The organism is bacterium (assembly GCA_021372515.1).
Taxonomy (GTDB): domain Bacteria; phylum Gemmatimonadota; class Glassbacteria; order GWA2-58-10; family GWA2-58-10; genus JAJFUG01.
Map to the genome: position 1 here is coordinate 13,182 of JAJFUG010000033.1, position 15,472 is coordinate 28,653.

Genomic DNA, 15,472 nt, shown 5'->3' on the forward strand with positions numbered 1-15,472 from the left:
CTTGAGTTCCGCCTGGCCCTCGCGCTGCCGACCCCGCTAACGCAAATCTCATTTTCAGCAAATTTCCATCTATCCGCACCGGCTTAAATTGACAGTTATCTGCGTACCCTGACTTTCTCTGCGTGCTGTCAACCCGCACCAAAAAGGAGAGCCGTACCGATGGATGGAAGGATTGTGAGAACACTGCGCCTGGCGCTTATTTGTTTACTTGTGGCTGTTTACGGAACTGTGGCTCCCTTGTCGGCGCAAAGCGCCGAGCTGGCCCAGGCCAAGACAGTAAAAGTCCGCGGCACGGTCATGGATGTCGAGAGCGGCAAGCCCGTGGTGGCGGCCTCGGTCTACCTCAAGGGCACCCGGTGGGGCGGGCTGACCAACACCCGCGGCGAATTCTCGTTCACCGTTCTCGAGCCCGGCAGCTACACCCTGACCGTGACCCTGGTCGGCTACTCGCAGCTCGAGCAGCCGCTCACTGTCGCGGCGGGTCGCGAGAGCACGGTCGAGCTGAAACTCCAGCCCGAGGTCATCCAGATGGAGGGCTTCGTGGTGGAGGGTGTGGCCGAGGCCGAGAAACAGGAGGATCAGATCCTGGCCCAGCGCCGCAGCGCCGTGGCCATTCAGGATGGGATCGGCAGCGAGACAATTTCCCGCACCGGCAGCTCAAATGCGGCGGACGCGGTGAGCAAGATGACCGGCGCCTCGGTTGTTGACGGCAAGTACGTGTACGTGCGCGGCCTGGGCGAGCGCTACAGCACCACCCAGCTCAACGGCTCCGAGTTGCCCAGCCCGGACCCCTACCGCCGGGCGGTCCAGATGGACCTGTTCCCCTCCAACCTGCTCGACCGCATCGTCACGGTGAAAACCTTCACCCCCGACCGTCCGGGTAATTTCTCCGGCGGCAGCGTGGACATCTGGACCAAGCGCTTCCCGCAGGAATTCACTTTCAACTACAGCGCCTCCTCCTCGTACAACCCCCAGGTGACCGGCAAGAGCGGTTTCCTCACCTACAAGGGTGGCAAGACCGACTGGCTGGGAATCGATGACGGCTCCCGGGCGCTGCCCGCGGCTTTCTCCGACCCGACTTTCAAAATGCCGGACATCGGCTCCACCTATTCCGATCAGGCCAAGGCCCACGAGCTGGACGCCCTGACCCGCTCTTTCAGCCCGATTATGGCCCCGACCACCGGGACCGGCCCGATGAACTACAACTGGTCGATGTCCTCCGGCGACAAGGTGATGCTGGGCGGGCGCGAGCTGGGCCTGCTGGGCACGCTGACCTACAGCCGCAGCGCCTCGTTCTACGACAAAGGGCAGGTCGGGCGCTGGCAGCTCACCGGCAACGTGGACCAGACCGACGACCTGAACAACGACTACCTTCTCCAGGACACGCGGGCCTCGGACAAGGTGCTCTGGGGCGGGCTGGCCAATCTGTCCTATAAGCTCGACGAAAACAACGTGATCGGTTTCAACCTGATGTACAACCACAGCGGCGAGAGCATCGCCCGCTACCAGTACGGCAGCCTGCCGCGCGACCTGACCGGGGATGCGGTGTACGAGACCCGTTCCCTGGGCTACACCGAGCGCTCGCTCAATTCCATGCAGCTGCGCGGCGAGCACGATTTCGAGCCCCTGCATAACCTTCATTTCGAGTGGACCGCCGCGCGCAACACCACCTATCAGCAGGAGCCGGACCTGCGGTTCTTCACCGACAACTACACCATGCGCGAGCGTTCCGGCGTCGTGGACACGGTCTACAGCATCCGTAAGTCGATCTACCCCTATCCGACCCGTTATTATCGTGACCTGAACGAGGACAACAATAACCTGGACTTGCAGTTCAGCCTGCCGTTCAAGCAGTGGGAAGGGCTGGCGAGCCGCTTCAAGTTCGGCGGGGCCTGGAACACCACCGACCGCGATTTCCGCGAGCGCCGCTTCGAGTACGCCCAGACCTCGTACGCCCAGTACGACGGCGACCCGCTGTCGTTCTACCAGCCGCAGTACCTCGGAATAGTCGACTCGGTCAACGGCCGCTACCGTTTCGGCCAGTACATCCAGGACGCCTCGGAGGATCGGGGCAATTATGACGGCAAACAGGACATCTACGCCGGGTTCGCCATGGTCGAGCTGCCGCTGTCCAAGCGCTGGCAACTGATCGGCGGGGCGCGCATGGAGGCCACCCGCATGGACGTGATCAGCCACGACAGCACCCTGGCCCGCGGCCGGATCGACAAGGATGACCTGCTGCCCTCGATCAACATGATCTACCTGCTGCGCGATGACGTCAATTTCCGCGCCGCCTATGGCCGCACCCTGGCCCGGCCGAATTTCCGCGAAATGGCGCCTTACGCCTCGTTCGATTTCGTGGGCGATGTCTTCTTCATCGGCAACCAGAATCTCGAGCGCACCCTGATCGACAACTACGACCTGCGCTGGGAGTGGTTCTACGGATCGGGTGAGGTCCTGGCGGTCAGCGGCTTCTACAAGGATTTCAGCAACCCCATCGAGCGCGTGATCAAGACGATCAACGGCGAGGTGCAGTACCAGAACGTGGATCGCGCCAGGGTCTACGGCCTGGAGCTGGAGGGCCGCCTGCGCCTGATGCGCCTCAACGAGCTGCTCGGCCGCTACAGTGTCGGCGCCAACCTGACTTTCACTCACTCCGCGGTCAATATCGCCCCGGATGAGCTGGAGGTCATCCGCTCGCTCAACCCATACGCCTCCGGCAAGCGCCAGCTCCAGGGCCAGCCGCCCTACGTGCTGAACCTGGACCTGAGCTACGACAACCCGGAGCGCGGCTCCCTGGCCTCGCTTACTTACAATGTCATCGGCGAGCGGATGAGCGAGGTGAGCCTGGGCGGCACCCCAAATGTCTTCGAGCAGCCCGCCTCCATGCTCGATTTCACCCTGACCCAGAAAGTCTGGCACGGCTACAGCCTCAAGTTCGGAGCGCACAACCTTCTGGATTCCCGGATACGCAAGGTGCAGCACTTCAAGTCGAAAGACTACGTGGAACAGGAATACCGCCTGGGACGTGTGTTCTCCCTTGGAGTCAATTACAGCCTGAAATAGACAGATCGGGACTTCAATCCGTTGTTGAGTGTCACCCCAAAGACCGGTGGGACCGGAGGGTCCGGCCCCGCCGGCAGAAATCGAGGAGGGCGCTGCATGTAGGGAACGTCCGTGTCTGTTCCTTAACGAGGTTATCCTTCCCGGAAGGGTAACAGCAAGGCTTTAACCATTAGACAGGATGGATTCATGTTGAGAAAAAGTCTGTTACTCATGCTCTTTATGGCGCTGGCGCCGCTCACGGTGTTCGCCCAGGGCAGCCGGCCGGTCAGACAGATCACCGATGCCGACATAGTTGGCAACACGACCTGGTCCAAGGATACGGTTTACGTGCTCAACGGCTTCGTGTTCGTCGAGGACGGCGAGGTCCTGAACATACAGGCCGGAACGGTGATCAAGGGCAAGCCCGGCCAGGGCGTGAACGCCAGCGCTCTGATCGTGGCCCGCGGCGGCAGGATCTACGCCCGCGGCTCCTCCAGCCAGCCGATCATTTTCACCGCTGAATCCGACGATGTGGATAACCCGAACGATTTACCAAGCGACAGCCGCGGCCTCTGGGGCGGCCTGATCCTGCTGGGCAAGGCCCGTATCAACACGGCCAAGGGCACCGGCAACATCGAGGGTATTCCCGACACCGAGCCCCGCGGCGCCTACGGCGGCAGCAACGACCATGACAACAGCGGTGTGTACCAGTACCTCTCCCTGCGCTACGGCGGCACTGACATCGGCGCGGGCAACGAGATCAACGGCCTGACTTTCGGCGCGGTGGGCGACAGCACCGTGGTCGACCACATCGAGGTGTTCAACAACGCCGATGACGGCTACGAGTGGTTCGGCGGCACGGTGAACACCAAGTACCTGGTCAGCGCTTTCAACGGCGACGACAGCTTTGACACGGACGAGGGCTTCAACGGCAAGAGCCAGTTCTGGTTCGCGATCCAGAGCGACCAGAACGGCATCGGCAACCGCGGCGGCGAGCATGACGGCGGCACGGTTCCGGAGGACGGGCTTCCGCTGTCGATCCCGGTGCACTACAACTGCACCTACATCGGCGCCGGAGTGGGCACGGCCAATGTCGAGAACGACCTGACCTTCATCTTCCGTGACAACGCCGGCGGCCGCTACATGAACAGCGTATTCACGGATTTCAACAATGAAGCGATAGATGTCGAGGACCTGACCAGCGGCGAGGACAGCCGTCACCGCCTGGAACTGGGCGACCTTACCCTGACCAACAATCTATTCTACGGTTACGGCGCGGGCAGCACCTGGGACAAGCTGGTGCACAACGGGACCACGACGAACGCCTATGTCGTGACCTACCTGAGCGACGCGGCCAACCACAACAGCATCAGCGATCCGATGCTTCATGGGATCAGCCGCACCAGCAACGGCATGCTCGACCCGCGGCCCAAGTCGGGCAGCCCGGCGTTGACAGCCGGCGCCACGGTCCCGAGCGACGGGTTCTACACCCAGGTGAGCTACAAGGGTGCGTTCGGTCCGGATGCCGGTGACAACTGGCTGCGGGGCTGGACGTTCCTGGATCAGGCCGGTTACCTGGCCACCCCGGTCGAGTCCGGCAAGCCGGTCAAGGTCGTGGCGGACAAGGACATCACCAGGAACACCACTTTCTATGCTGACACGATTTATGCACTGAACGGCTTCGTGTTCGTCGAGGACGGCGAGGTCCTGACCATCCAGCCCGGCACGGTGATCAAGGGCAAGCCCGGTCAGGGTGTGAACGCCAGCGCTCTGATCGTGGCCCGCGGCGGCAAAATTTACGCTCAGGGCACGGCGGTCAAGCCGATCATCTTCACCGCCGAGTCGGACAATGTGGATGAGGTCGACGACCTTCCGCTGGACGCCCGTGGCCTCTGGGGCGGCGTGATCCTGCTGGGCAAGGCCCGCATCAACACGGCCAAGGGCACCGGCAACATCGAGGGTATCCCCGACACTGAGCCGCGCGGCGCTTACGGCGGCACGGATGACCATGACAACAGCGGTATCATGCAGTACTGCTCGCTGCGCTACGGCGGCACGGACATCGGCGCGGGCAACGAGATCAACGGACTGACTTTCGGCGCGGTGGGCGACGGCACCACGATCGACCACATCGAGGTGTTCAACAACGCCGATGACGGTTACGAATGGTTCGGCGGCACGGTGAACACCAAGTACCTGATCAGCGCTTTCAACGGCGACGACAGCTTTGACACGGATGAAGGCTTCAACGGCAAGAGCCAGTTCTGGTTCGCGATCCAGAGCGACCAGAACGGCATCGGCAACCGCGGCGGCGAGCATGACGGCGGCACGGTTCCGGAGGACGGGCTTCCGCTGTCGATCCCGGTGCACTACAATTCCACCTACATTGGCGCCGGAGTGGGCACGGCCAATGTCGAGAACGACCTGACCTTCATCTTCCGTGACAACGCCGGTGGCCGCTACATGAACAGCGTGTTCACGGATTTCAACAACAAGGCGATCGACGTCGAGGACCTGACCAGCGGCGAGGACAGCCGTCACCGCCTGGAAGTCGGCGACCTGACCCTGACCAACAACCTATTCTACGGTTACGGCGCGGGCAGCACCTGGACCGACCTGGTGCTGAACGGGGCCACGACCAGCGCCTATGTCGTGACCTATATGAGCGATGCCGCCAATCACAACGACATCGTCAATCCCAAGCTGCGCGGGATCAGCCGCACCAACGACGGCAAGCTGGACCCGCGCGTGGAGTTCGGCAGCCCGGCCCTGAGCGTCGGCGCCGCAGTCCCGAGCGACGGGTTCTATACGCAGGTCACCTACAAGGGTGCGTTCAACGCCACCGATGACTGGGCCCTGGGCTGGACTTTCCTGGACAAGGCCGGTTTCCTGAGCCACACGGTCTACCAGGATACCACGCATCAGGACACCACAGGCAAGAAGAACTGCGATTTCAACCTGGACAGCAAGAACGACGTGTCGGACGTGATCTTCATGCTGCTGCTCAGCCGCAGCAATCCCACCGACTCGCGCCTGGACTGGAACCATGACGGCCACTACATGATCAACGACGCCGTGGACCTGCTGCTCGATATACGCAACGGCAACTGCTCCGGTTCCACTGTACTGCTGGCCTCGGTCGACGGCGGCATGATCGCCGGCGCTTCGGCTGTGTCCGCGCCCAGGCTGAGCGAGGACGAGGTCAGGTTCCTCGAAACCCAGATACAGGTCATGGGCCTGACCGAGGAGCAGGAAGCCGAGTTCCACGTGGCCATGTACGGCGCCGGCGCTCCGGCCTCGCTGCCCAAGGCTTTCTCCCTGGCCCAGAACTCGCCCAACCCGTTCAACCCCTCCACCACGATCTCGTTCGCGGTGCCCGAGGGCTCCAACGGCAAGGTGAGCCTGAAAGTGTACGACCTGCGCGGCAGCACAGTGCGCACCCTGATCGATGAGGTGCGCACCCCGGGCGCCTACCAGGTTTTCTGGGACGGCAACGACAACCGCGGCCAGGCCGTGGCCAGCGGTGTCTACTTCTATCGCATGCAGGCCGGTGATTTCGTGATGACCAGAAAGATGGTTCTCCTGAGATAGGGCACGCAGAGCTCTCCTCCATCCGCAGTAAAATACTGGTTTCACGGATCACCCCGGACCGGTCCCCGCGCTCGCAGGCGGGGACCGGTTTTTATGGGGGTGGTGCAGGTTCCTCGGTCAGACGGCTGGCAGGGGGCGAGGGTGTGGATGGGCGGGGGGACGGCTTTGTACGGTGTGGCGGCCTCTCCACGGTTACAGATCCAGGCGGCGCGCGGCCGGCCATGCCCGTGGACTGGCGCCGGGAGGAGGGGCCCCTTGCTAACCCCCCGGGGATTAGGCGCTGGGGGGGGCGGGAACAGCCACCGGGGCGGCATGTTGTGGAGGATGGTTCCTGCGGGCTGGGCGGTCGACGGGAGTGACTGGCTGAAAACAGCGTGGAGAGCCAAGGGAAAAAAAGGCCCTCCCCCTCATGGGGGAGGGCCTTCTGTGTCAGGCCCGGATCAGAAGCCTACGCTGATGGTGAAGAAGTTGTCCGCGGTAAGGCGGCCTTTGTTCTTGTAAGCGTAGTTGAATCCGATGTTCCGGCCGCCGAAAGTCTGCTTGAACCCGCCGCCGAAGCTGAACCCGCGCATGGTGGGATCGTCGCCGTAGTAGGCGAGGCCCATCTCGTCGGTCTTGTCGGTCAGTTCGTCGGTCTTCACTTCCCAACCCATGCGCAGAGCGCCGCTCAGGAAGGGGGTGAAGTTGTAGTTCAGCTCGGTGCCGGCAGTGTAGCTGATCGGGATGTTGCTGTTACGCCAGATTTCGCCGGCGGCCAGCCAGTTGGCCTTCTCGCTCGTGTAGATGTTGTAGGCCAGCGCGATCTTGACCACGGTCGGCAGGCGGTAGGTGTGGGTCAGGAAATAGGCATCACGGGTGGAGCGGTTCACCATGGCGAACGGGTCGGTCGAATAGTCCCCATAGCCATCGGGAATGCCGCCGGTCATGCTCTGCGGCGGCAGTGAGGCGCGCAGCTTGTCGCCGCGCATGGTGATGTTGGTGCCGAGGTTCTGGATGGCGAACGAGAAGCGGATCTCGCGGTCCATCAGCTCGGTGTGGTAAATCGCGCCTGCATCGATGCCGAACGCGTTGCCGGAGATGTCCTGAAAGAAATCCTGGTGGATATACTTCAGGTTGACGCCGGCGGTGAAACGGTCGGAAAGGTTGTAGGCCAGCGCGCCGCCCATCTGGAAATCATAGGCGTTGTAGAAGCTGCCCGTGCCGTTCGGACTGGTGATGGTGGTGATTTCCTCATCCGGGATATCCAGATAGCCGAAGAAGAAACCCACTGTCATCCGGTTGTCCATGACCGGCACTGCGGCGGCGGCGTAGTTGTAAGTCAGGTCGAGAGTGTAATCGACCACGTTGAACATGACTTCCCGATTCTGCATGAATCCCAGACCGGCCGGGTTCCACCAGATCGAGGTGATATCATCCGCCACTGCGGAATAGGCGCCGCCCATACCGATGGCGCGGGCCCCGACCGGGATGGTCAGAAATTCGGCGGCGCGGATGCCGACGAATGAGGAGCCGCTTGGACGACCCTGGCTGGGATACTTGTCCAAGCCGGTGTATTCCTTGCGCTCGATGCCCTGCGCGAACAGCGGAAGCGCAACGAACGCCAGGGCCACTACGGCGGTGAAGATGGCATAAGCCATTTTTTTCAACATATGAAGCCTCCGTACATGCGTCCGGGAATCGCGTAAAGGGTAAGTTTCAATCATCGGGTCCATCCCCTTAGTTGATGATGTAGAACTTACCGGTATGCGTCTTCCCTCTGGCGTCCGACACGTGATAGAAGTAGAGTCCGCTGGCCACTGTCTGCCCGAAACGGTTCTTCATGTTCCAGGGTTCGGTGCCGCTGTGGTTGTCGTAACCCTCGAACACGAACGGAGAGTTATCAGCCTGGATGGCGTCCACATCCGTGTAGTTACCCCAGCCGGTGCGGCTGGAGCCGATGTGGTTGAGGACGTTGACCAGGTTGCCGCCCAGAGAATAGATGCGGATCGTGCACTTGTCCGGCAGGTTGACGAAATCGATCCTGCGGGAGCTGCTGGACTCGTCGAGCACCGAGCTGGCGATGTAGGGATTGGGCACGACCTTGATCTTGCTCAGGTCGATGTCGGAATCGAGCATCGAGGACGGCTTGATCTTGATCTCCCACTTGTCGCCCGGATGAGCCATGTCGGGGACCTGGGTGAACTTGGTCATGTCGCCGTTCCAGTAGCCGTAGGCGTTGTCGATCACCAGCGTGGTGCCGGCAGCCGGCATCGTGATGCCGTCGCCCAGGTCCTTGTGGAAGACCCAGAGGATGCCATTGACGAACAGGCCGAACTTGGCCGTGTTGTCAGCGGGCATCGTGGTCGCCATCTTCGCCGTGCGCTGGTTCTTCGGCAGGTGGTTGGTGAAGGCCTCGTCGTAGTACGTACCACGGGAGCCGCCGCCGCCCATGTCGCCGCCGTAACCCTCGGCGGTCTGGAAGCCCCAGCCGTACTCATCCGGGAAGTCCACGTGGCTGAGGTCGGCGCTACGGGTCAGGTCTTTCACCTCGACCGTCAGGTTGCCGCCGCCGGCATCTTTCCAGGTCACCTGGAAACGGCCGGCCTTGGTGGTGTAGAGGTTGCTGGGCGCCGTGCCGGGGGAGACAGTCGGTCCGCACCAGCGGGAATCGACCACCTGGACTGTCGCGCCGCTGTAGCTGCCGGTGTTGACATGCAGGTAGACGCCGCCGTAGGAACCGGACACGTCCATGCCCGCGAAGGTGAAATCGAAGCCGTAGTTGACGCCGGCGTTATCCACCGGGCCCTGGAACGACAGCTTGGGATTCTCGGAGCCGCCGCCGGACAGTGAAAGGATGGAACTGGTGTAAGTGCCATCGACCAGTTTCAGCGTGTTTTCGACATTCTGGCGCTGGCCGGCGCAGCCGGCGTCATAGGCGATACGGTCATCGACCACGAGGTAAATGGTCTTGGCTGCGGTAAGGCGCTCGTTGTTGACCGGGATGAAAACCAGATCGTTGAAAGGCAGCGGGGTCAGGGCGACCGGAGGATCGGTCAGGCTGCCATCTCCCGGACCGGCGAGCGTAGTTTTCAGCAGGTCTTCGGTCTCGGAGCCGTCAGCCGCGACGAATTGAACAGTCCCGTCGATTTCGGCCATCTTGAAGTTGCTGGCGTCCGAACGGCCGCGCACGGTGTGGTAACCCTCGGGGAACGGGCGGTTCCAGGTCATGGAGGTGCCCGGCGCCGGCAGGCTGAACTCCGCACCGGTCTTCACATCGTAGTTCTTGTCGTAGGGCACCAGGGCGTACCAGATCTTCAGGCCGTTACGCAGACGGCTGTAGCTGAGGTCCTTGTCCTGGGTGTCGACATAGAAGAACTTGATGTTGTTGTCGGTCAGGCTGCACTGATAGATCATCTCGGAATGCGCATCCTGCGGGCCGGTGTAGTTGCGGAACAGCTTGAAGCCCTCGAAGTCGTACTCGCGATAGTAGCCGTTGGGGTCGACTTCCGGATGCTGCTGGATGAAGCCGTAGTAGGCGTCCGGCGTGTTGAGGTTGACGTTGCTCCAGGTGATCGTGACTTTACGGTCGCCGGGGATGATGGTCAGCGCCGGCGGGACCGGGGTCTCGGGCAGGATGTAGCCGCCCTCGTACACCAGCTTCACAACGTCGCCCATGTGCTCCATCGGCTTGAGCTGCGTCTGCACGTTCGGATCGTCGATGTATTCGAGCGAGGACGGCTTGAGCACGAACGGCGGGTTGGCCGGATAGGCGAACATGATGGCGAAAGTCGTGCTGGTGCTGTCACGCGGCCCGAAATTGTGCAGCGGACCGAACGAGGCGTAGTTGATTCTGGCCTGACGGCCCCAGAGCCACTGGTTGTAGCGACTGTCGGTGGGCTTCAGCGCGCCGGGGGTGCCGATAGCCAGGCGGCCGGTCCAGGGGCTGAGCTGGCCCTTGAAATCGTCGACCGGATTCGCTTCGGTGCCGTCCTCCATCACGCCCTTGGCCCAGAGGTGCATCTGGCCGGGCGCCTTGGTGGCGATGTCCGGCGAGCCGGTCAGACCGAACTCGCCGCCGCCGAAACGGGTGTTGCTGACGTTGGACAGGTGCATCGTCTCGCCGTCCCAGGAGGCGTTGCGCAGGGTCTTGTAGGCGAGGACCGGGACATAGCCGCCGTTGGTGAACCCGGCCTCAATGCCGTCGTAGTCGGTCAGACCGATGATTTCCTTTTCCGGGTGCAGGACCCAGCCCTCGTCGCCGTGGAGGTCATCCGCGCCGCCGGAGGAGTAGTAGTTCGTCACGTAACACAGGTAGAACTCGTTCCAGTTCTGCCCCTGCGGGGTGTTAGCGGTCTGGGCGACGAAATCCGGGTTCTCGTTCCACTGCAGGTACTCGGACATGTTGCGGATGAACAGGTTGCCGTAGGCGATGTCGTTGCTTTCGCCGTAATCCAGGAAATAGAAAGAGTACTCGAAATCGGCTCCCAACGGCGGAAGGCCACCGGCGTAGGTCTTGTTGAACACGTCGGTGTGCATGGCGCAGATGGTTTCCTTGCCGTGCAGGATCGGCGCGCCGCTCATGGTGCGTCCCTCGCGGAACTCGGCCGGCCAGCGGTTCAGGTTGTCGGGGTCGAGCGAGGACCAGACCTCGTTGACCTCGATGCGGCTGCACCACTGGGACATGCGCTCGCCGGCGTTGAAGCCCTGTTGCAGAAGGTCGTGGGCTTCGAGGGTGCCGCGCCCGCCGCCGATAGTACGGCCGCGGGTGCCGGTGCCGTAAGCGGTGTCTTCCGCGATGCCGTCACCGTTGATATCACGCGCTACTGTGAGGAAATGCCCCCAGCCGCCTTCATAGAACATGAATTTGTTGCCGGAGCCACGGGGATACTCGTGGTAGCTGCCGTACTCTTCACACAGTACATTCGAGCTCAGGGCGAACTGCAAGCCCAGGTTGTTGCCTTGAGACCTCCGCACCTGGGACTGCAGTGCCAGCGCCTGGCAGGTGAAACCCAGGGTCAGGGCAACGAGGGCCAGTTTAAAAAAGTGAGGCTTCATATTGTGCATATCCAATCTCCTGTTTGAATCAGGATAAACCTTGCCAGTCGATTACACGGGTGCTGTGGGTCAGAAGCTGTAATCCAGTCCCAGCCTGATCTGACGGGCGATACCCCAGCCGGTCAGGTTGGAAAGGTTGGACATTACAGAACTGGCGATAGCGCCCTTGGCAGCTTCCTCGACCGACAGAACGCCGTCGCCGTTGAAATCGGCCTGGAACAGCCATTTCTTGTCGAAATTGGCGTCTTCCCACTTCAGGTCCACCCCGCCGGTGACATAACGGTTGCCCTGGTAGGTGTAGCCGGAGGGATAGGGCCGCGGGAGCTTCCGGTTGGTAAGGTTGGTCAGGTCACACATGACCGACAGGCGCCGGGTCTTGCCCAGGAAAATAGGCTTGCTCAGGCGCAGGTCCACGTTGTAGTCCCAACGGCCGCGACGGCGGCTGAGGTCGCCGGGCGCGCCCGAGGGCTGGCCGCTGGAGAAGGTGAAGATCGAATAGGCGCTCAGGTCCTGCAGCAGCATGTTGGCGATCTCGTTGGAGACCACGTTCTTGGGCACCACGTAGTTCAGGTAGGTGGTGAACTTGTGGGTCCGGTCGCCTTCTATCGGCACCAGTTCGTCATTGGTGCTGGCCAGGTAGCTGGAGCCGGTGGTGCGCGAGAACTGCATGGTGTACATCACGTTGACCGAATAATTCTGAGAGAAGCGCTTCTTCAGGGTGAGGTCCATGCCCTTGATGTTGCCCTTGTCCCAGTTGGTGTAGCCGTTTTCCAGGCCGCGCACGTGACGGCCGGTGTGCCACTCGTAGTAGTCGCGGAAGAAATCGCCGCGCGACAGGTTGCCGTCCACATCGCGGTAGAAGCCGACCATGTCCACCACCACGTCGTCGCTCAGCAGGTAGCTCATCCCGCTCTCGAAAGCATCCGTGCGGGAGAAGCCCAGGCCGCCTGGGTTGGAGCCGCTGAACAGGGCGTTCATGGTGGGCAACTGGGTGAACACGCCGTAGCTGAAACGCAGCTGAGCCTTGTCGGTCACCGGGAAAGCCACGTCAAAGCGCGGCGAGAACTCGTGGAAGTTCTCGGGATAGTAGCGCTCGGCCCAGTAATCGCCGTTACGGAAGCCCCAGTTGTCCCGCGGCTGGAAGCTGTCGTAGCGCAGGCCGTAATCGAACACGAAATCACCGAGGTCGGTACGGTTCTGGGCATAGAAAGCGTACATGCGCGGACGGTACTTGAACTCGTTGTCCAACTGGCGGATCATCCCGAACGAGCCTGGAGAGATGGTGAACTGCTGGTTGTCGAACAGGGTGACCTGGGTGCCGAACTTGGCCCGGTTGTGGCGGTCGATCTGGAAATCGATATCCGCCTTGTAGTTGTTCTGCATTTCACGGGTATAGCGGTAAGTCATGTAGTACAACTGGGTCTGGGAATTGTAACCGAATGGGGTGGCCCACTGGCCGTCGCGGTTCCATTCGCTGTATCCGTCCGGATAGTAGTAAGCTGCGTCGGCCGGCGATTTCGCGCCTTCCCGGTTCGGGAAAGTCTCGACCTCGAACGGCACATCGTGCGGGGTCCAGGACAGGAACGTATCGCGCTCGTAGTTGTCCTTGATGTTCGAGTTGTTGATGTCCTGCACCCGGAAGTTCGTGTAACGGAACTGCAACGAGGCGTTGCGGGTGGCGGTCTTGTAGAAGTCCCAGTTGGCGCCGGCGATCACGTTGGTGGTGCGGGTGCGGCGCGCGGTGTTCTGGGGGATGATCGCCCACCAGTAGTCGGAGCCGTCGGACTGCGTGACCAGATGGTCGCCGCGGCTGGCGTCCCAGCGGCGCTGCGGCCACATGTCGCTGGTGACGAAGCCGTTGTTGAAATACGTGTCGTCACCGGCGTCGCTGGTCAGGTTTGGCCAGGTGTTCTGGTCGCGCGAGAACTGCGCGCTGCCCATCAGTTTCAGGCCGGAGAACGGCGAATAGGTCAGCTTGCCCGAGGCCGTGGTGCGGTCCTGCCAGTTGCGGGGCTGACGGGCGGGGTTGGCCGGGGAGTACAAGCCCTGGTCCATGCTGTAGGCCGGGTCCACCACCAGGTCGGGGTAGTCGGCCAGCATGCGGGTCTTGAAACTCTCGCGACCGGTGCGCAGCATGTCGAGGCTGTAGGCCGGGCTCTGGGCGCCGAAGACCGGGTCGTTGCTGACCGCGGTGTTCAGGTGGTCCACGAAGTCCTGGTTGACGCCGCGGAAACCCTCATCGGCATGCGTGGGGAAACGGTCAGTGAAACCCTGGATTTCGGCCGAACCCTGGAAGAACAGGTCCTTGACCAGCGGGACCGGGCCGCCGATGCTGGCCTGGACCTGGTTGTAGCCGTAATCGGAGGTGCGGGGGTTGAGCCCGTCGCTGATGAACCGCAAGCTGCCCTTGTAGTCCGGGCCGCCTTCCTTGGTCACGATGTTGATGATACCGCTCTGGGCCTGGCCGTACTCGGCCTGGAACCCACCGGTCAGGATGTCGACTTCCTCGACCGCGTTGGTGGAGAATTCCAGCGGGGTGGTGTCCTCCCCCTGGGCGCCCTGTTCCTGGTTCCAGATCCAGAATGCGCCTTCGCGGAACGGGTTGGCGGTGAAGTTACGCACCGTGACGCCGTCGACCACCATGGCTTCCTCACCCACGCGGCCGCCGCGGATACGCAGGCCGCGGGAACGTCCGCCCTCACCACCGCTCTGCACGCCGGCTTCCAGGACCATCAGGTCCTCGAGCTTGGTGGTCGGGGTTTCATCCAGCTTCTCGGCGGTCAGACGCTGCTTGGTCACGGTGTTGTCGCGCGGGACCAGCACTTCGGCGGCGCCCTCGACCGTGATCCCTTCCATCTCGACCACCGTGCTGCTCAGGTTGGCATCCACCGTGGTGGTCTGGCCGGCCAGCAGCATGACATTGGAAATCGTGGTTTTCTGATAGCCGGTGAACGTGAAGGTCACGTTCTTGCGTCCGGCCGGAACGTTCAGAATGAAATAATACCCGTCGGAGTTGGTCACGTTGCCCAAACGGGTGCCGTCGACAACGACCTGGACTCCGGCCAGGGCCTGACCTGTTTCCTTGTCCCTGACCGTACCCTCGACCTTGGCCGTGTTGAGCTGGGCGAACACGCTCGACGCAGCCAGAAGCAGGGTCGTGCTCAGGGCCAGGATGGTGGATGAGGAAAACAATTTACGAATAATGGACATAGATCCCCCTGAAAGATTCATTTCTGTGGAATCCTGACTTGGACAAGATATCAAGGCCGTATCGCTTCCTCCTTTCGAGACAATGACTGTCGCGTTCCGCCGGGGCGTCCGGCGATCGCTGCGGACTGTCTGGCTCCTCCTTTCGCGCTTGGATTTTTCAGTGATTTGGCCGCCCGGACAGAAACCGCGCCGGGCCGGTGGGGAAATAACCGGAGAACCGGTTCGTGACCGTATAAACATCGGATAAACAGATATAGTCGTACGAAAAAGTACGTCTACCGAAACGTCGCAAAAATATCAGAAGCATTGGCCTGCATAGGGTTATGGTCCCAAGGCCCGGGCGCCCGGAGAATGCACGCTGCGATGAGCGCCGTGCCGGGCGAAGCGCGTATACCGGATCCGCGTATAAGAAGCAAGATATGGAGATATTTACTGTTCGTCTTGCCTGTGCCACCGCCGGACAAGGGCGGGGCAGGCCTTTCGGGTTCTCTTTCAGCTTCGCCGGCTGGGAACAGACCTCGAAATCTGCTCTGTCCGGGTGGAAAAACAATAAAGTCGTCCCAAAACGTACGACTTAATCCGGCGGATTATT

Annotated in this window: 5 protein-coding genes; 2 read left to right on the forward strand and 3 right to left on the reverse strand. The window is 61.8% G+C overall.

Going from position 1 to position 15,472, the window contains the following annotated elements; translation table 11 throughout:
- Window positions 1–237: 237 nt before the first annotated feature.
- Both LLH00_03135 and LLH00_03140 read left to right on the forward strand, forming a co-directional pair.
- A complete protein-coding gene (locus LLH00_03135; GenBank protein MCE5270256.1) occupies window positions 238–3,066 on the forward strand; it encodes a TonB-dependent receptor in 2,829 nt (942 codons plus the stop codon).
- A gap of 186 nt (window positions 3,067–3,252) precedes the next feature.
- Window positions 3,253–6,636 carry a T9SS type A sorting domain-containing protein gene (locus LLH00_03140; protein MCE5270257.1) on the forward strand — a complete coding sequence of 1,128 codons (3,384 nt, stop codon included), beginning with the start codon at window positions 3,253–3,255 and terminating at the stop codon, window positions 6,634–6,636.
- Window positions 6,637–7,076: 440 nt separating this feature from the next.
- Here the strand turns inward: LLH00_03140 and LLH00_03145 are convergent, their stop codons facing one another.
- The 3 genes from LLH00_03145 to LLH00_03155 all read right to left on the reverse strand — a co-directional run bounded on the left by LLH00_03145 (window position 7,077) and on the right by LLH00_03155 (window position 14,880).
- Window positions 7,077–8,285 carry a PorV/PorQ family protein gene (locus LLH00_03145; protein MCE5270258.1) on the reverse strand — a complete coding sequence of 403 codons (1,209 nt, stop codon included), beginning with the start codon at window positions 8,283–8,285 and terminating at the stop codon, window positions 7,077–7,079.
- A 67-nt stretch (window positions 8,286–8,352) separates the two neighbouring features.
- Window positions 8,353–11,679 (reverse strand): hypothetical protein, encoded by a 3,327-nt coding sequence (locus LLH00_03150; protein MCE5270259.1) that lies wholly within the window; start codon window positions 11,677–11,679, stop codon window positions 8,353–8,355.
- Window positions 11,680–11,739: 60 nt separating this feature from the next.
- Entirely contained in the window at window positions 11,740–14,880 is a 3,141-nt protein-coding gene (locus LLH00_03155; protein ID MCE5270260.1) for a TonB-dependent receptor, read from the reverse strand.
- Between the last annotated feature and the right edge of the window lie 592 nt (window positions 14,881–15,472).

Coding starts and splice junctions, on each gene's coding strand:
- LLH00_03140 (MCE5270257.1), top strand. CDS start 3,253: ATGTTGAGAAAAAGTCTGTTACTCATGCTCTTTATGGCGCTGGCGCCG.
- LLH00_03145 (MCE5270258.1), bottom strand. CDS start 8,285: ATGTTGAAAAAAATGGCTTATGCCATCTTCACCGCCGTAGTGGCCCTG.
- LLH00_03150 (MCE5270259.1), bottom strand. CDS start 11,679: ATGCACAATATGAAGCCTCACTTTTTTAAACTGGCCCTCGTTGCCCTG.
- LLH00_03155 (MCE5270260.1), bottom strand. CDS start 14,880: ATGTCCATTATTCGTAAATTGTTTTCCTCATCCACCATCCTGGCCCTG.